15 protein-coding genes are annotated in these 17,905 nt (G+C 43.4%); 6 read left to right on the forward strand and 9 right to left on the reverse strand.

Annotated elements, in window-relative coordinates:
* Positions 1-23: 23 nt before the first annotated feature.
* Together E4T80_RS02170 and E4T80_RS02175 are read right to left on the reverse strand one after the other, a co-directional pair.
* Positions 24-998 (reverse strand): SEL1-like repeat protein, encoded by a 975-nt coding sequence (locus E4T80_RS02170; protein WP_135054528.1) that lies wholly within the window; start codon positions 996-998, stop codon positions 24-26.
* Entirely contained in the window at positions 991-1,464 is a 474-nt protein-coding gene (locus E4T80_RS02175) for a DUF805 domain-containing protein (protein ID WP_135054530.1), read from the reverse strand. Before E4T80_RS02175 ends, E4T80_RS02170 begins: the two co-directional genes overlap by 8 nt.
* Positions 1,465-1,616: 152 nt before the next feature.
* On the opposite strand from E4T80_RS02175, the gene E4T80_RS02180 reads away from it, so the two are divergent.
* The 3 genes from E4T80_RS02180 to clpB all read left to right on the forward strand — a co-directional run bounded on the left by E4T80_RS02180 (position 1,617) and on the right by clpB (position 5,523).
* The gene (locus E4T80_RS02180; RefSeq protein ID WP_135054532.1) at positions 1,617-2,024 is read left to right on the forward strand and encodes a helix-turn-helix domain-containing protein; all 408 of its coding nucleotides are present in this window, start codon (positions 1,617-1,619) and stop codon (positions 2,022-2,024) included.
* Positions 2,025-2,066: 42 nt separating this feature from the next.
* Positions 2,067-2,828 carry a TatD family hydrolase gene (locus E4T80_RS02185; RefSeq protein WP_135054534.1) on the forward strand — a complete coding sequence of 254 codons (762 nt, stop codon included), beginning with the start codon at positions 2,067-2,069 and terminating at the stop codon, positions 2,826-2,828.
* Positions 2,829-2,949: 121 nt separating this feature from the next.
* The gene (gene clpB, locus E4T80_RS02190) at positions 2,950-5,523 is read left to right on the forward strand and encodes an ATP-dependent chaperone ClpB (protein ID WP_135054536.1); all 2,574 of its coding nucleotides are present in this window, start codon (positions 2,950-2,952) and stop codon (positions 5,521-5,523) included.
* Positions 5,524-5,562: 39 nt separating this feature from the next.
* Here clpB and E4T80_RS02195 read toward each other — a convergent pair whose 3' ends face one another.
* Complete coding sequence (locus E4T80_RS02195) at positions 5,563-6,267, reverse strand: 3-deoxy-D-manno-octulosonic acid kinase (RefSeq protein ID WP_135054538.1); 705 nt, start codon at positions 6,265-6,267, stop codon at positions 5,563-5,565.
* Positions 6,268-6,378: 111 nt separating this feature from the next.
* On the opposite strand from E4T80_RS02195, the gene folE reads away from it, so the two are divergent.
* Both folE and truA read left to right on the forward strand, forming a co-directional pair.
* Positions 6,379-7,035 carry a GTP cyclohydrolase I FolE gene (folE, locus tag E4T80_RS02200; RefSeq protein WP_047976684.1) on the forward strand — a complete coding sequence of 219 codons (657 nt, stop codon included), beginning with the start codon at positions 6,379-6,381 and terminating at the stop codon, positions 7,033-7,035.
* 126 nt (positions 7,036-7,161) lie between these two features.
* On the forward strand, positions 7,162-7,947 hold the full coding sequence (gene truA, locus E4T80_RS02205; protein WP_135054540.1) for a tRNA pseudouridine(38-40) synthase TruA: 786 nt from the start codon (positions 7,162-7,164) through the stop codon (positions 7,945-7,947).
* On the opposite strand, the gene holA is transcribed toward truA, so the two are convergent.
* The 3 genes from holA to leuS form a co-directional block, all read right to left on the reverse strand.
* Positions 7,940-8,965, reverse strand: a complete 1,026-nt coding sequence (holA, locus tag E4T80_RS02210) for a DNA polymerase III subunit delta (protein WP_135054611.1) — start codon at positions 8,963-8,965, stop codon at positions 7,940-7,942. The genes truA and holA overlap by 8 nt on opposite strands.
* Positions 8,966-8,967: 2 nt before the next feature.
* Positions 8,968-9,465, reverse strand: coding sequence for an LPS-assembly lipoprotein LptE (locus tag E4T80_RS02215; protein ID WP_135054542.1), 498 nt, complete (start codon positions 9,463-9,465; stop codon positions 8,968-8,970).
* 332 nt (positions 9,466-9,797) lie between these two features.
* Entirely contained in the window at positions 9,798-12,383 is a 2,586-nt protein-coding gene (gene leuS / locus E4T80_RS02220; RefSeq protein ID WP_135054544.1) for a leucine--tRNA ligase, read from the reverse strand.
* Positions 12,384-12,570: 187 nt separating this feature from the next.
* On the opposite strand from leuS, the gene E4T80_RS02225 reads away from it, so the two are divergent.
* Positions 12,571-14,649: a TonB-dependent siderophore receptor gene (locus E4T80_RS02225; protein ID WP_135054546.1), complete on the forward strand. Its 2,079-nt coding sequence runs from the start codon at positions 12,571-12,573 to the stop codon at positions 14,647-14,649.
* 391 nt (positions 14,650-15,040) lie between these two features.
* Here the strand turns inward: E4T80_RS02225 and licT are convergent, their stop codons facing one another.
* The 3 genes from licT to E4T80_RS13080 all read right to left on the reverse strand — a co-directional run bounded on the left by licT (position 15,041) and on the right by E4T80_RS13080 (position 17,870).
* Positions 15,041-15,880, reverse strand: a complete 840-nt coding sequence (gene licT, locus E4T80_RS02230; RefSeq protein ID WP_135054548.1) for a BglG family transcription antiterminator LicT — start codon at positions 15,878-15,880, stop codon at positions 15,041-15,043.
* A 69-nt stretch (positions 15,881-15,949) separates the two neighbouring features.
* Positions 15,950-17,419 (reverse strand): glycoside hydrolase family 1 protein, encoded by a 1,470-nt coding sequence (locus tag E4T80_RS02235; protein WP_135054550.1) that lies wholly within the window; start codon positions 17,417-17,419, stop codon positions 15,950-15,952.
* Positions 17,420-17,612: 193 nt separating this feature from the next.
* Positions 17,613-17,870, reverse strand: coding sequence for an HAD family hydrolase (locus E4T80_RS13080; protein ID WP_228064826.1), 258 nt, complete (start codon positions 17,868-17,870; stop codon positions 17,613-17,615).
* Positions 17,871-17,905 lie beyond the last annotated feature (35 nt).

Consider the following 17,905-nt stretch of genomic DNA (forward strand, 5'->3'; position numbering starts at 1 on the left):
GTTATTACCTGCCGTTTTGTTTTTTATTTATTATCAAGAATATTTTGGCTAAGTTTCATTGCAAACTCCCTTGATTTCTTATTCCCTATTTTTGCATAATCACGAAAAATTTTAAGCAAAGATTGTTTATATTGCAGCGGGAGATGATATTTAATTGCCTGTTCTGCGTAATCTACTGCTTGGTCATATTTCAGTTCTAGCCCTGAAATCATCGCTAAATTATATAAAGCAATAGGATTATTGTTTTTTGCTTCTTTTTCAGACCATTCTTTTTTCAAGTAAATCTTATTTTCTATATCTACAGTGTCTATAATAGGTACTTTAAGCTCTTTCATTAGTTTTTCAGCATTTTTATTTCCCATATTAGACAGTGCTTGATACCTATCAAAGGTAAAAAAAGCATTATTATAAATATCAAGGAAATTATTCTTTTTACTATATTCTAATAATGTATTGAGGTGATATTTAGATTTTTTAATATCTACTTTTGTACCTAAGCCATTAAAATAGATTAGGGAAAGCACTGCATGTGAATCATAAGTATAAGGATTGATTGATGCCGCTAAAATTTCATACTGCTGTTTAGCTGTATAAAAATCTTGTCCATCTATACCAATAAAAGATGTGTTCGCAAGCATAAAACGAGCTTGAAAATGCCCGTTATGGGCAGCCATACGCAAATATGTCATTGAAGTTTGAATCTCTCCTTTATTAAACATTAAAGAGGCAGTTTCAAATAACTGCTCTGTCTCACGTTGCTTTTTGGCTTTAGCTTGCTTTTCTAAGTAAGAAATTGCTTTGGGATTACCTTCTTTTGCAAGAAGTTCTAGTGCTTCAATATCATTTTGCTCAATTAATTTCTCAACAGGGTAAGTAATAATTTTATTTTGAATGGATTTTTTATTTTTAGTATCAAGTTTGATATTTAGCATAAAATAAGCTATCCCAGAGATAGTAAAAATAAAAAACAGAAAATAAACTATTTTTTTCTTATACATTTTGATTACCTTGTGGTTTTGTTGGGTGGAGTAGTAATAAAATTATGAGAATAATTTTTATAATCGGCAGTATTACATAAAAGATTAAGTTGATTATAGATGTATTATTAACACCAATGCTAAATAGCAGTTCATACATAGCCATATATACTGCAACTAATGGATAGAAGTTGAATAGTCCCCACCATTTCGAGTAACCGATATCAGAGAGCCTTCTTTTTGTAATTTGAAAGTTAAAATATAGTGTAATAGGTATCCACCATACAAAGTGGAAATTTCTCATAAGCAATTCCATTCCTTTAGTAATATTTGCATATCTAAAGACCTCATAGTTTTCAAAAATTTTACTTAATTCAACATTGAAATTAAATGCAATAAGAAAAATCCAAGCAGCAAAAACAGTTAAATTATAAAGTGTGAAATAAATGAGAAACTCTTTTTGATTGAATCTATCTTGTTTAAACATTAGTTTAGTCCCTTATATGTAGTTAAAATGGAATGTTATTTTTGCTAAAGCAGCTGATATAGAGTACAATTATTCATCCGAATAAAACAGCCGTTAAAATGGGGTATATCCTACTATTTTATGGTTAAAACTATCGAAAATTGGGTGTTTGAATGTCAGAGTTAAATCAAAAAATCAAAATTTTAAGAGAGATTAATCAATGGTCACAAGAAGAAATGGCTGAAAAAATGAATATGTCGTTGAATAGTTATGCGAGATTAGAAAGGGGAGAAACTAAATTAAATATTGAAAAATTGGAACAAATTGCTAATGTATTTAATATGGATATCTTTGAGTTTATGCAGCCGGGAAATAAAGGTTTCTATGTGATGTTGAATGATGCAGATAATAATAAAATGATTAATTATGCTAGCAATGATTCAATGGGAGTTGAAATAGAAAAGTTAAATTTAATCATAAAACACAAAGATGAAATAATTAAAAATAAAGATGAATTGTTGCAACAAAAACAAAATGAAATAGCGTCTTTAAAACAGATTATTGAACTGATTAAAGGATAAATTTATTGATAATATTGAGTTTTATCCTGGCAAATATACCTAATGAATAAAGTATTCGATAGCCATATTCACCTCGATCAATTGAGTGATACCCAAATTGCCGCAATACTGAATGACCCTAAATTATGCAGTGTGTTGGCGGTTGCAACGGATCTCGCCAGTTGTCAGTGCTTGTTAGCGTTAAAACAACGCTATCCGCATATTCATATTGCCGCCGGTTTTCACCCCGAGCAACCATTGCCGAGCGAGGCAGAGCAGCAGCAACTGTTTGATTGGATTGTAAAAAATCGTACTCAGCTAACCGCTTGCGGTGAGGTTGGTTTGCCCCATTATCGTCAGCGTGAACACCCCAATTTAGATTACCGCCCCTATATTGCCCTGCTTGAACGGTTTATCCGCTTGAGCAAGCGGTATGATTTGCCGATAAATTTGCATATTGTTTATGATGATGCGTTGATTGCACTTGAATTGTTGGCGAAGTATCGGATCAAAAAAGCCCATTTTCATTGGTTCAAAGCCAATGACAGTGTCATCGCAAAATTACTGGCAAGCGATTATGTCGTGAGTGTTACCCCCGATATTCTTTGGAATGTCAAAACGCAAGCGGTGGTGAAACGGTTTCCGATCGAGCGTTTGCTGATTGAAACGGACGCGCCGTGGCAACATCAAGGCTTTGCGTCGCACGAGATTTCCGAGCAGTTACTTGCTGTGGTTGAACAAATCGCTGCTCTAAAATCCCTCCCTACCGAGTTTGTCGCCCATCAAACGACACAAAGCGCGCTGAAATTTTATGCGATTGATTGAGTTTTTGTGATCTTGTTCACATTTTTTCTTGAAATTTACTTGACAAGCCCAATTTATCTTCTCGTCAAGAGAGAGTGGCTCTCGTAGTCAGAAAAGATCAACCGAATGTTAAGGAATGAAAATGAACATTGATAAATTAACTCACAAATTTCAGGAAGCGTTGGCGGAAGCGCAATCTTTAGCGGTCGGCAAAGACAATGCCTATATTGAACCGGCGCATTTACTTTACACCTTATTGTTGCAAAATGACGGTACTATCGCACCGCTTGTTACGGCGTTGAATGTGCCGCCAAAACAGCTTGCCGATGGATTGGCGGCGATTATTCAGCGTTTGCCGCAAGTTGAGGGCGTGAACGTCCAACCGTCCCAAGCGTTATTTCGCCTATTAAATCAATGCGATAAGTTAGCCCAGCAATTTGGAGACAGTTTTATTTCGTCAGAATTATTTGTGCTGGCGGCATTGGAGGATAACGACGATGTCGGCAAATTATTGAAAAAATGGGGCTTGACCAAACAGAACGTTACCCAAGCTATTCAACAAATTCGAGGAGGCGAGCAAGTGAATAATCAAAATGCAGAAGAAACCCGTCAAGCGTTGCAAAAATATACGATTGATTTAACCGAACGTGCCAGAAACGGCAAGCTCGATCCGGTTATCGGGCGTGATGAAGAAATCCGCCGAGCCATTCAGGTGTTACAACGCCGTACCAAAAATAACCCTGTGCTGATAGGCGAACCGGGCGTTGGCAAAACGGCGATTGTGGAAGGGCTGGCACAACGGATTGTCAATGGCGAAGTGCCGGAAGGCTTGAAAAACAAATGGGTGCTTTCGTTGGATATGGGCGCATTGATTGCCGGTGCGAAATATCGTGGTGAATTTGAGGAACGCTTAAAAGCGGTGTTGAATGAATTGGCAAAAGAGGAAGGGCAAGTCATTCTGTTTATTGATGAAATTCACACAATGGTCGGCGCAGGCAAAACCGATGGCGCAATGGACGCAGGCAATTTGCTCAAACCGTCCCTTGCCCGTGGCGAGTTGCATTGTGTGGGGGCAACGACGTTGGACGAGTATCGCCAATATATTGAGAAAGATGCCGCCCTTGAGCGCCGTTTCCAAAAAGTGCTGGTTGATGAACCGAGCGTGGAAGACACGATTGCGATTTTGCGCGGTTTGAAAGAGCGCTATGAAATTCACCACCATGTTCAAATTACCGATCCGGCGATTGTGGCGGCGGCAACCCTTTCCCACCGTTATGTGTCCGATCGCCAGCTACCGGATAAAGCGATTGATTTGATTGACGAGGCGGCATCGAGCTTACGGATGGAAATTGACTCAAAACCGGAGCCGCTCGACCGCTTGGAACGCCGGATTATCCAACTCAAATTAGAGCAACAGGCGTTACAGAAAGAAGACGATGAAGCGAGCCGTCAGCGTCTTGCAAAATTAACCGATGATCTGACCGCTCGTGAGCGTGAATATGCCGAGTTGGAAGAGGTGTGGAAAGCGGAGAAATCCGCATTGCTCGGCACGCAGCATATTAAGGAAGAGTTGGAAACGGCACGTTTAAAAATGGAGCAGGCACGCCGTGAAAATAATTTTGAAAAAATGGCGGAATTACAATACGGCGTGATTCCGAACTTGGAAAAACAGCTTGCCGAAGCCCAAGCCCGTGGCGATGATAATGCGGACAATCAGTTGCTACGCACCAAAGTAACCGATGAGGAGATCGCCGAAGTGCTTTCCCGTGCGACCGGTATTCCGGTTGCCAAAATGATGGAGGGCGAAAAAGAGAAATTATTGCGAATGGAGGAAGTGTTACATAAACGGGTGATTGGGCAGAATGAAGCGGTCGATGCGGTGGCTAATGCTATCCGCCGTAGCCGTGCAGGGCTGTCCGATCCGAACCGCCCGATTGGTTCTTTCTTGTTCTTAGGGCCAACCGGCGTTGGGAAAACCGAGCTATGCAAAACCTTAGCCACCTTCTTGTTTGACAGTGAAGAAGCGATGATCCGCATTGATATGTCGGAATTTATGGAAAAACACAGCGTGGCACGGCTTGTCGGTGCGCCTCCGGGTTATGTCGGCTACGAAGAAGGCGGTTATTTGACCGAAGCGGTTCGCCGCCGTCCATATTCCGTGATTTTGTTGGACGAAGTGGAAAAAGCCCACAGCGATGTGTTTAACATTTTATTGCAGGTGTTAGATGACGGGCGTTTAACGGACGGTCAAGGTCGTACGGTGGATTTCCGTAATACTGTGGTGATTATGACCTCGAACCTTGGTTCACACCTGATCCAAGAAAATGCGCACCTTGGCGATTATGAGGCAATGAAAGCGCAGGTAATGGAAGTGGTTGGGCAGCATTTCCGTCCGGAATTTATCAACCGAATTGATGAAACGGTGGTATTCCACCCACTTGGTCAAGCTCAAATCCGTGCGATTGCTGACATTCAGCTTCAACGCTTGATCAAACGAATGGCGGAACGAGGTTACCAAGTTAGCGTAACCGATGAGGCACTCGATCATATCGGCAAAGCCGGTTTTGACCCGTTATTTGGGGCAAGACCGCTCAAACGGGCAATTCAGCAAGAACTGGAAAACCCATTGGCACAGCAAATTTTATCCGGCACATTGTTGCCGAATTTGCCGGTCGTCTTGGATTATCAAGATGGGCGCGTGGTTGCCAAACAATAATGCAATGTGGAAACGCCGAGCAATGCTCGGCGTTTTTTATTATGCGTGATAACCGGCGAGTAAGGCTTGCCAATTCGCATCGCTGAAATGAATTGTCAGCCGTTTTTGCTCTTTTCGGAACGAGCGGAGCAAGCGGGCTAAGTTAGCGGCTTTCCACTGTTCTCCCTGTTCAATGCGGCATTTATCGAAATCAATCAGCCAAAATTTGCCTTGAGCGTCCAACAAAATGTTGTGGATATTCAGATCGGAATGATGCACTTGATGATCGTGCAAACGGCGGATCAGCTTGCCAATGTAGTGATACTGTTGCTCAGCCAGCGGCGCGGTTTGGAGAAGTTGGCTTAAATCGTGTGTGTTTGCAATTTTTTGCAACAAAATATCCGCTTGATAGCAACAGTAACGGCGCTTGATTTTAAAGGCTATCGGCTGTGGGACGGGCAAACCCCATTGATGCAGTTGGCATAGCAAGGCAAATTCTTTTGCCGCACGTGTGTCGGCATAGCCGTTAAACCAGTAGCGATCTCGAATTACTTTGCCGAATAAGCCGCCACGATAGTAGTGGCGATGGACTGCGTCCACTCCCACCCCCAATTTATCTTGCGTATACAAAAACCAAGTGATGCCACGCCCTTTGGACGATCCTTGCAAGCGCTCGGATGTGCTGAAATTTTTGCAATCTAACAGTTGGCGGACAAAGGCTTGTTGTGCTGTCGGAACAATCTCGGGATTAAATTGATAAAACATAAGGTTAAGCGAGCAAATTAAAACAAAGATTTTACACGAATTTGGGGGCTTTCGTTGTTTTTTTAGGGCAATTTGGTAAAATCCTGCGTTCAAATTTTTAGAGGATAATCAATGAGCGACATCTCACCGGAAGCCCGAAGCGTGCGTGATGCACTGATTACAAAGGGAATTGAAACCCCGATCATCAATCATCAAAAAGATAAGGACAGCCGCCGTGCCGAAATTCAACAGCATATGCGGGCGGTGCTTGAGCTACTTGGCTTAGATCTGCGAGATGACAGCCTTGAGGAAACCCCACACCGTTTGGCAAAAATGTTTGTGGACGAAATTTTTAGTGGACTGGACTACCAGACTTTCCCGAAAATCACCAAAATCAAAAATCAGATGAAGGTGAGCGAAATGGTGTTGGTGGACGATATTACCCTGACCAGTACCTGCGAGCATCATTTTGTAACGATTGACGGCAAGGTCGCGGTGGCATATTACCCGAAAAATTGGGTCATCGGTTTATCAAAAATCAACCGCGTCGTGCAATTTTTTGCGCAACGCCCGCAAGTGCAGGAACGCTTTACCGAACAGATTTTAACCGCTTTTCAAACCATTTTGGAAACGGAAGATGTGGCGGTGTATGTGAAAGCGACCCATTTCTGCGTGAAGTGTCGTGGCGTGAAAGACACTAACAGCCAAACGATTACCTCGGCTTACGGCGGGATTTTCTTGCAGGATCGGGATACCCGCAAAGAGTTTTTAACCCTGATCAACAAATAACCGTTGCAAGCGGTCGGTTTGTGGTAAAAATGTGCAGAGTGAGCAGTTGTCTCAAGTTGCGAAACGGCGACATCCTCTCGCAAAAAATTGCCCTGAACCGACCGCTTGTCTTCTTTGGGATACACTATGAAAATCGCCCTTGGCATTGAATATGACGGCAGCCGTTATTTCGGCTGGCAGCGGCAGCAGAATGTCGCCTCCGTGCAACAAAAATTGGAAGAGGCGTTGTCGATTATCGCCAATGCCCCTTGTGAAGTGTTTTGTGCCGGTCGAACCGATGCCGGCGTACACGGCACGGGGCAAGTGGTGCATTTTGAAACCACAGTCAAACGCCCGCTCCAAAGCTGGTGCTTCGGGACGAATACCCATTTGCCGAGCGATATTGCGGTGCGTTGGGCGGCGGAGGTGGCGGACGATTTTCACGCTCGCTTTAGTGCGACTGCCCGCCGTTACCGCTACATTATTTATAATCATAAGTTGCGTTCTGCCATTTTACCGCAGGGGATCTCCCACTATTATCACCCGTTAGAGGCAGACAAAATGCACGAGGCAGGGCAATTTTTACTTGGCGAGAACGACTTCAGCAGCTTTCGGGCGGCGCAGTGTCAATCGCATACGCCGTGGCGGAATGTGCATCATCTGAATGTCAGCCGTATTCAGGATTATATTGTGGTGGATATTCAAGCCAACGCGTTTGTACATCATATGGTGCGTAACATTGTCGGCAGCTTGATTGAGGTCGGGAAGGGCAGGCAGCCGGTCGAGTGGATTAAATGGCTGTTGGCACAAAAAGATCGTACCCTTGCCGCACCGACCGCTAAAGCCGAAGGACTGTATTTAGTCGATGTGCTGTATCCGGAAAAATATGCGTTACCGAAAAATCCGCTTGGGCCACTGTTTTTAGCTAACTGAATTGGCTGGAAAAACGCGCCAGCTCCAGCCAAACCGTGTCGCTGAAATCGTGTTTCACTTGCCGTTCCAACTCGGCAAGCTCTTGAATCAGTTGATAAAGTTTACGGTAAGTATGGCGTTGCACAAATTGTTGATAGAGCGTGCGGCGGTTTTGCCAAATCTTCAAGCGGTCAAATTCCGTGCGTAAATTACCTGTTGCCAGAGGCTGCTCGCTCAAGGTTACTCTGTCAGGCTGACGGGTGATCTCCAGTAAAATATGCAGCTCTTTTTGCATAATCCGCAATAGTACCACCGGTTGCACTTCTTCATTTTGCAGGTGATTGAGAATACGCACCGCCCGAGCCGTTTTGCCGCTCAGTAACGCATCTACCCACTGAAACGGGGTAAATTGTGCCGACTGCTCCACCACCTCTTTGGCTCGATTTAGCCCAATCGGTTTATCGGCATACTGTAATTGCAAGATAGCTAAAACCTGCTTTAACGCCAATAAATTACCTTCATAGCTGTAACAGAGGAATTGTACTGTCTCCGGCTCAAGCTGTAACTGCATTGATTTTGCTCGGTGGTTCAACCACGTTGGTAGTTTGCCGATGTCGGGTGTTTGGCAGTTCACTACCGTTGTTTGCGCTTCAATTTGGCTAAACCACGCCTGTTTTTCCGTCTGCTTGTTGAATTTCGGGGCGTGTAAAATAAAGAGCAGATCGGCGTGGCTGAATGCCAACAACGCAGCCAGTTGCTTTTGTTGTGGCGCAGTGAGAGCGTCCGGCAAATTCAGTATCACGATTTGCCGTTGGGAAAAAAGACCGTTAGATTGCACTTGCTCGAAGAGATCGTCCCATTTGGTTTCATTATTTAACGCCGCTTCGATTTTGTCATCAAATTGTTGTTGGCGGGCGTGCTTGACAATTGCGTCCTTACTTTCATTCACCAACAACAAATCTTGCCCGCTCAATAAGTAGCAAGTGGCTAAACCTTTTTCAAGTTGAGCATTCAGCCCTTCGGAGAAAATGCGTTGCAGCATTATTTTGCCGGACGGGAAAGCGGCAATGCCGCCATTTTGATGATCAACTGGCGTGAGGCTTGCTCATACATTTGCCGCATAATCGCCTCTTGTTCTTCCGATTTTGCTAAGGCAGCACGGGAGTCATCAAAGAAAGTGCGGTGTACGGACACTTCCAGCGGATAGTGCTGATTATTCAGGGTTGTTACCGTAGCTTGCACCGTCAGGCTTAAAATTTTCTCGGCTTCACGGGCTTGTTTAAACACCGAGGCAACACGAGATCCGCTATTTGCAGAATTTAGCCGTAAAGTCGTCGCTTGCGGTGTGCTGTCTGACGGCACAAGGCGAATATTGTGCAGCAGTAACTGACTGCGTAGTGTTCGAGACATCTCACTATACTGATCGGCACTTTCAAAACGCAATGTGCGTAGCTGTTCAGGCAGAGTTTCACTATTTTGGAATTGCCAACTGCAAGCGGTCAGAAACAGCGCAAAGATTGCAAAGCATTTTTTTAACATTGAGGATTTCCTTGAATATCGGGCAACTCAATGCCCTATCATCTTAAAATGGACACTACTTTAGCATAAATCCCTGTGGCTAAAAAGGTATAATCCTTGTCGGATTATGCTTGTTTCTTCAGTAACGTAATGATGTCTTTCAAGGCGTGATTTTCATCTTTGAGCTTTTGGATAAGTTCGTCTTTAGATTGAATAATTTCGGATTGATGTTGAAGTTGTAATTAGTGTTTTGTCGCACTATGAGGTTGATTAACCGATTTTCAAGCCACTGTTACCAACAAATATTTTCTCTTAAGTTAAAGGCTCGCCTAGCGAGCCTTATTTATATTGAATTAGCCTTTTACTGCAAAACTCACCATTTTTAATGGAACGTAGATTTCTTTGACGATTTCGACATTTTCCAAATATTTGGCGACATTTTCATCGGCTCTGGCAAGGGCTTTGACTTCGGCTTCGGTAGCGTTGGCTGATACGGTGATTTTGCCACGCACTTTACCGTTGATTTGTACCACTACCAATTTTTCGTCTTCGACCATCGCTGATTCATCGGCTTGCACCCACGGGGCGAAGTCGATGGTGTCTTTATTGCCGAGGGCGTGCCACAGTTCAAAGCAGATATGTGGGGTGATTGGGTAGAGCATTCGCACCACCGCACTCAAGGCTTCCGCCATTACTGCCCGATCTTGTTCGTCTGCAAGCGGTGCTTTCGTGAGCTTATTCATCAATTCCATAATAGCAGCAATCGCCGTGTTGAACGTTTGGCGGCGACCAATATCATCGCTCACTTTGGCAATCGTTTTATGCACATCACGGCGGAGCGTTTTTTGAGCGGCGGATAACGCAGCGGGATCTAAGGCAACATTTGCCGGATTTTGTTGATATTCATAAGCTAAGTTCCATAAGCGGCCAAGGAAACGTTTTGCCCCTTCTACGCCGGATTCTTGCCATTCCAACGTCATTTCCGCCGGGCTGGCGAACATCATAAACAGGCGAACCGTATCCGCACCGTATTTGTCCACCATTTCTTGCGGATCGATACCGTTATTTTTGGATTTGGACATTTTGGTCATTCCGCTATGCACCAACTCACGCCCCGTTTTGTCGAAGGCTTTTAAAATCCGCCCTTTTTCGTCTTTTTCGAGGGTAACTTCCGTTGGTGAAACCCAAATGCGTTCGTTGGTCGGGCTGGTGTAGTAGAAGGCATCGGCAAGTACCATTCCTTGACAGAGCAATTTTTCCGCCGGTTCATCGCTATTAACAAACCCTGCGTCCCGTAGTAATTTGTGGAAGAAACGGAAGTAGAGCAAGTGCATTGTGGCGTGTTCAATCCCGCCGATATATTGATCGACCGGCAACCAGTAATTTGCCTCGTCAGCGTCTAGCATTGCTTGGTCAAATTGCGGGCAAGTGTAGCGTGCATAGTACCAAGAGGATTCCATAAAGGTGTCGAACGTATCCGTTTCTTTGAGTGCCGGTTTACCCTCAAAGGTGGTTTTCGCCCAGTTTGGATCGGCTTTAATCGGGCTTTTTACGCCGTCCATTTGCACGTCTTCCGGCAAAATAATCGGGAGATCCTTTAACGGCACGGTAACGACTTCGCCGTCTTCTAAGGTCATCATTGGGATTGGCGCACCCCAGTAGCGTTGGCGGGAGACCCCCCAATCACGCAAGCGGTAATTGACTTGGCGTTTTGCCACGCCCATTGCTTCTAATTTATCGGCGATCCCGTTGAATGCCGCTTCAAAGCCTAAGCCGTTAAATTCATCGGAGTTGATCAATTTACCGTGTTCGGCAAAAACGGCTTGGCTGTAATCCCAGTCGCTGCAGTCAAGCGGTGCGATCACCGGTGAAATCGGCAAACCGTATTTGCCGGCAAATTCGTAATCTCGCGGGTCGTGTGCCGGTACTGCCATTACGGCTCCCGTGCCGTAGTGCATCAAGACGAAGTTTGCCACCCAGATAGGCACGGCTTTTTGGGTGATTGGGTGAATCGCATATAAGCCGGTTGCCATTCCTTTTTTCTCCATTGTGGCAAGTTCGGCTTCTGCCACTTTGGTGTTTTTACACTCTTGAATAAATGCGGCAAGTGCGGAATTAGTTTCGGCGGCATGGGTTGCCAGCGGGTGAGCCGCTGCCACAGCCATATAGGTTACGCCGTAGAAGGTATCCGGACGGGTAGTGTAAACGTCCACAGTTTCATCGCTGTCTTTTACTTTAAAGGTGATTTGTACCCCCTCGGAACGCCCGATCCAGTTGCGTTGCATTGTTTTAACCTGATCCGGCCACTGCGGTAAGCTATCCAAACCGTTTAATAATTGCTCGGCATAATCGGTAATTTTGATGAACCATTGCGGGATTTCACGCTGCTCTACCGGTGTATCGCAACGCCAGCAGCAGCCCTCGTGAACTTGCTCGTTGGCAAGTACCGTTTCGTCGTTCGGGCACCAGTTTACTGTGGAGGTTTTTTTGTAAACCAACCCCTTTTTGTACAATTCCGTGAAAAACCACTGCTCCCATTTGTAATATTCCGGACGGCAGGTGGTAACTTCCCGATCCCAGTCATAACTAAAGCCCAGCACTTTGAGCTGGTTTTTCATATATTCGATATTTTCGTATGTCCATTTTGCCGGTGCGGTATTATTTTTAACCGCAGCACCTTCCGCCGGCAAGCCGAAAGCGTCCCAGCCCATCGGCTGTAACACGTTTTTGCCGATCATTCGCTGATAGCGAGAGACGACATCGCCAATGGTGTAGTTGCGAACGTGCCCCATATGTAAGCGACCGGACGGGTACGGCAACATTGATAAACAATAATATTTCTCTTTAGACGCATCTTTTACCGCTTTAAAAACCTTGTTTTCCGCCCAGTACTGTTGCACTTTCGGCTCGATCGCACTGGGGTTATAGTGTTGTTGCATAAACTTTAACCTTGAATTTGTGAAAAAATTGCCTCATAGGATAGCGTAAAACAGGCATTTTTTGAATGACAAGCGGTGAGATTTTGGGGATTTTTTACGAATATAATGCAAAAGAGATTGATTATCAATTTTGGTGTTGTATACTCTATAACATATCTCATTACTTAAAAGCCTAAATGGAGTTATTATGCACTTTAATAAAAACAAATTAACCGTGGCGATTTTGTGCGCTGTTTCTTCTAGCATCTACGCCAACCAACCAACCAACCAACCAACATCATTGGATATGGTTGAGGTCATCGCAAATTCAGGCACAAAAACCTCTACGGATGTCGTTACTTTAGAGCAACGCAACCAGAGTACTGAAACGGATCTGCGCAGTTTATTCAGCCCTGAACCATCCATTGAGTTTGGCGGCGGTAACGGTACATCGCAGTTTTTAACCATTCGTGGAATGGGGCAGAACTCGGTGGATATTGTCGTAGACGGTGCGTCATCGGATAGCCAAATTCTATATCACCAAGGGCGTTTTATTATTGATCCGTCGTTGTTGAAAAATGTGTCTGTTAAGAAAGGGGCGGGCTCAGCCAGTGCAGGTATTGGTGCAACCAACGGTGCGATTGTGGCGAAAACGGTAGATGCGTTAGATTTACTAAAAGGCAGTGATCGCAACTATGGCTTTAAGCTAAATAGTGGCTATGCAAGTAATGACGGCTATTCTTACGGTGCAAGTGTGTTCGGCAAGGCGGGTAATTTTGATGCGTTACTCTCATTCAACCGTAATGATGAAGATAATTACAAACCGGGCAAAGGCTTTATCAATGGCTTAGACGGCAGCAACAAAGTGCCTTATAGTGCCCTCGATAAACGCAATTATTTAGCGAAATTAGGTGCAACCTTTGGCGATCACCGTTTTGTGTTAAGCCATATGCAAGATCAGCACCGTGGTACACGTTTAGTGCGTGAGGAATTTGCCATCAACGGAGAGCGTTTGAGTTTAGAGCGTCAATCGCCATCTTATCGTGAAACAACATTAAGTAATACTAACCTTGAATATATCGGTAAAAATCTCGGTTTTGTCAGCGAATTAAACGCTAATGCCTATTTGATGAAAAACAAACGTTATTCTGCCGATGACAGCGGCTGCGGATACTGTGGTAACGTAGCGGGCCCGACCACAACCGTGATTGAAACCCGTGGAGCAAATTTAAATTTAGATTCCTACATTGGCGAAAATATCTTGGTTAAATATGGTGTGAATTATCGTCATCAAGAAATTGAACCGCATTTGAGAAAGTCGGTTGTGGAATTTAAAGATAGAAAAACAGGCAAGGTTACCGGTCATTTTAATGTCAAAAATAACCCTGAAAAAACAGATACGGCGGCTTATGTTGAAGTGATTAGCGGTATTGGCGATTATTTCACTTTAACGACAGGTTTGCGTTACGACCACTTTAATTTTAAAGCGAATGACGGCGTAAAAGCCTCGGATAGCAAACTAAATCCAAGTGTTGGCTTAATCTATCAAGCAACGCCTGAATTAAGATTTAGTGCAAACCATAACTATGCTTCACGCAGCCCACGTTTATACGATGCGCTAATGGTGGGGACTCGTCCTGTCTCGATCGATTCGAACATCAAAGCCGAACAGGCTCGTAATACCGAAATTGGCTTTAACTATACGAATGGTGATTTCACCTTTAAAGGCGGCTATTTCTGGCAAAAAGTTGATGATCTGATCGTCAATCCGCAAAACAGACACGAGTCTGCTGGCGTAAGACAGTCGGTCAATGACGGTTATTCTAAAAACCACGGTTACGAATTTGATGCGTCTTATCGCTATCAAGGCTTCACTGCACGTTTAGGCGTGGCAGACAGCAAGCCAAGATTTTACTTGAACAACACCAAAGCCGATTCCCGCTTAAACCCTGAATTTGCAGTACAAACAGGTCGTACTTGGACGGCAGGCTTAGCCTATCGTTTTGACAATCCTGACCTAGAATTAGGTTGGAAAGGTCGTTATGTAGAGAAAGAGCGTGGCTACGCGTTAGCGAATGCGGACAAAACCGCGGCAGAAACTTACCGTGCAAGCTATGTTACTCACGATTTCTATCTCAACTGGAAGCCGTTGAACAATAAGAATTTAAACTTAAATCTTGCGTTAAACAATGCGTTTAATAAATTCTACTACCCACACAGCCAACGTGGTGAAACCTTACCGGGTGTCGGACGTGATCTCCGTTTGAATGTGAATTACACTTTCTAACAAGCGGTGAGATAAAACCATAAAAATGTAAATAGCGATTGGTAATCCCAATCGCTATTTTTTTAAGGTAGAAATTGAAAGTTGAAGATATCTGCAAGGGCCTAGCTGGGTGTCGCTGGAAAACGGTTTTCATCAAGCCAGATTTACCAAGTAGCCGATAAGACGGCTAATTCCAAATCAACAAACTAACCAACCGATATCTCTCCTTTCTCATCGGTCAAAACGCGTTTTTCTTTATTCCAGTATGGTTATGCAATATGGTTGCTGCTCAATTTAAATGAGTGAGAAAAATTGAATTTCAGATTGAATTGACATTATTTATCTTATTTGTACTGGGGGATGAGAAAAGCACTAAAGCTAACTTCATCATAATATAAATTTGAGGCGAGAATTACGGATGAGAAACTACACGTTGAATATGAATCATCAAATAAAGCCGCTCATCCTCATTTAATGATTTGTGATAATTTACAGTAAGATATTTATCAATTCTTTCCACACATTGATATGCTTTCGGATAGGCAGCTTTCGTTTGTCGGTAGAGAAAATCATCACCTAAAGCAGGCTCGGCGTTCACAAAAAAACGTTGGGCAAAATGTTGTAAATGGGTTAGAAAACGGGCATAGTCATAGCTATTTTCATCTAACACTAAATTAAAATGATAGCCGACCATACTTAAAAGATCTTTAATTATCTGAGTGGCTTTATAGGTATCTGCTATCGTTGAACCGTCTGTACGAGCATTAAATATATGAAGGGCAATAAAACCTGCTTCATCTTCTGCCATTTGCACGCCGAATCGTTTTTCAATGAGCTGCAAAGCATATACGCCGATGGCAAACTCTTGCTTATAAAGACGCTGAATTTCAAATAATAAGCCGTTTGGTACGGTTTGATTCTGTTTGGCTCGTTCCACTGAGTGGAAAATATGATCGGGAAGGCTGGCAAAAATACTATTTGAAAGGGGCGTACCAAGTTGTTGATTGGCAAAATTGACTATGCAATTAGTAAGTTGGAAATATTCCGGTGGAATTTCGCTTAAAATTTCAGTTAAACGGGCGGCAAACAGGCTTTTATTAAGGCTAAAGGTTTTCTCTACTAGACTTTCATCTGCCAAATCACCGACTTTTTTCCCAAATGCAATACCTTTTCCAAGTACAACAAGTTCGGTTTGAATTTCATTTTCGGCTTGAATCGCATTATTATTAAAGATCTTGGTAATTTTAAGCATAATAAAACCTCGTAAGCGGTCGGATTTTGCAAAAATTCTACAAAATTCAACCGCTTGTGTCGATCAGGATTAAGAGAGATCCGCACCGTTTGATGCAATCACTTTTTTATACCAATAGAAGGAGTCTTTCGGTGAACGTTTACCGGTGCCGTTGCCATCATCGTCAATATCAACGTAAATAAATCCGTAGCGTTTGGACATTTCCGAAGTAGACATACTGACAAGATCAATCGGGCCCCATTCCAAATAACCGAGTAACTCGACACCATCACTGATTGCTTCTTGTATTTGAGCGATATGAGAGCGGAGATAATCAATACGGTAGCTGTCGTGAATAGCCCCATCCGCTTCGACTTTGTCGTAAGCGCCTAAACCGTTTTCGACAATGAAAAGCGGTTTTTGGTAACGGTCGTACATATCATTTAGGACAATGCGTAGTCCGACAGGGTCAATTTGCCAGCCCCAGTCCGAGGCGGTCAGATATGGATTTTTGACGCCTTCAATTAAGTTTCCGCCTACTTTTTCGCCCTCATCGTGTGTGGTTACGCAAACCGACATATAGTAACTGAATGAAATAAAATCGACAGGGTACTGTTTTAAAACGGCATCATCGCCCACTTCTTTTTGGATATGTACATTGTTTTCTTGCCAATGGCGTAGCATATAACGTGGATATTCGCCTCGAGCGTGCACATCGGTAAAGAATAAGTTTTGTTGATTGCCCCATTGTGCCAAACGCTGGTCTTGTGGATCGGCAGTTAAAGCATAATGGTGTAAACGGGCAAGCATACAGCCCATTTTCGCATCAGGAATAATCTCGTGTAGAGCTTTGGTGGCTAACGCACTTGCTACAAACTGGTGATGCAGTGCCTGATATTTGGCATTTTCACGTTCCGCTTCCAGAATACGATCAAGCACGATACCGCCGCCTGTATAGGGGCTGTGCATTGTGATCATATTGATCTCATTGAATGTGAGCCAATATTTCACTTTGTTTTTATAACGTTTAAATACCGTTTCGGCATAACGCACGAAATGCCCAACTACCTCACGTGAAACAAAGCCGTTATATTTTTGCACTAAGCCAAGCGGAATTTCATAATGGCAGAGTGTTACCATAGGCTTAATCCCGTGTTTGAGCATTTCATCAAACATATCGTCATAATATTGTAAACCTGCTTCATTCGGCTGTTCGTCATATCCGTTCGGGAAAATACGCGCCCAATGAATAGAAATACGAAACATTTTAAAGCCCATTTCACCAAACAGAGCGATATCGTCTTTATATTTATGATAGAAATCTATGCCCTCCCGTTTTGGGAAACGGGCCTGGCATTTTCCGGATAAAATATCATCAATACGCTGTGAATCGACTTCAATTGCTGCACTGTGAGCCCCTCGTTCCGCCTTTGGTATATAGGCTACCATATCTGCTGATGATAACCCTTTTCCACCTTGATCAAAACCGCCTTCGATTTGGTTAGCTGCGGTCGCACCTCCCCATAAAAAATCGGTTGGAAATGGTTTTAAACTACACATTTTAAAATCCTCACTTTATTTTGGTAATAAAAAAGCCTAAGCAAGATAAAACACGGTTAAGTACTTTATCTTGCTTAGGCTTGCCGAATTAACGTAACACCCTAAGTGTTTTTTACTGTTTGTAAATCTAACGAAAAATTTGACCGCTTGCAAGAGATGGAATACCGTTTTGTGATCTGCCTCACAAAATAAGTTAGATAAGCCCGAATTTTTTAAATGCTTTATATACTCCGTCTTCATCGACATCGGCAGTCACAAAATCAGCTGTAGATTTGATTTCTTTGCCACCATTTCCCATTGCCACGCCTATGGCACAATATTTCAGCATCGGAATATCAATTTTGGCATCGCCGAAAGCAAAAGTATCTTCTTGGCTCTTTCCAAGATATTCAAGCAATACCGAGATTGCATAGCCTTTATCAATATTTTTTCGTCTAGCCCGATTTCCCATAAGTCAGGCGTAACCTCCATTCGACTCCGTCCTGT

The sequence above is a fragment of the Muribacter muris genome, assembly GCF_004569585.1.
Lineage (GTDB): Bacteria > Pseudomonadota > Gammaproteobacteria > Enterobacterales > Pasteurellaceae > Muribacter > Muribacter muris.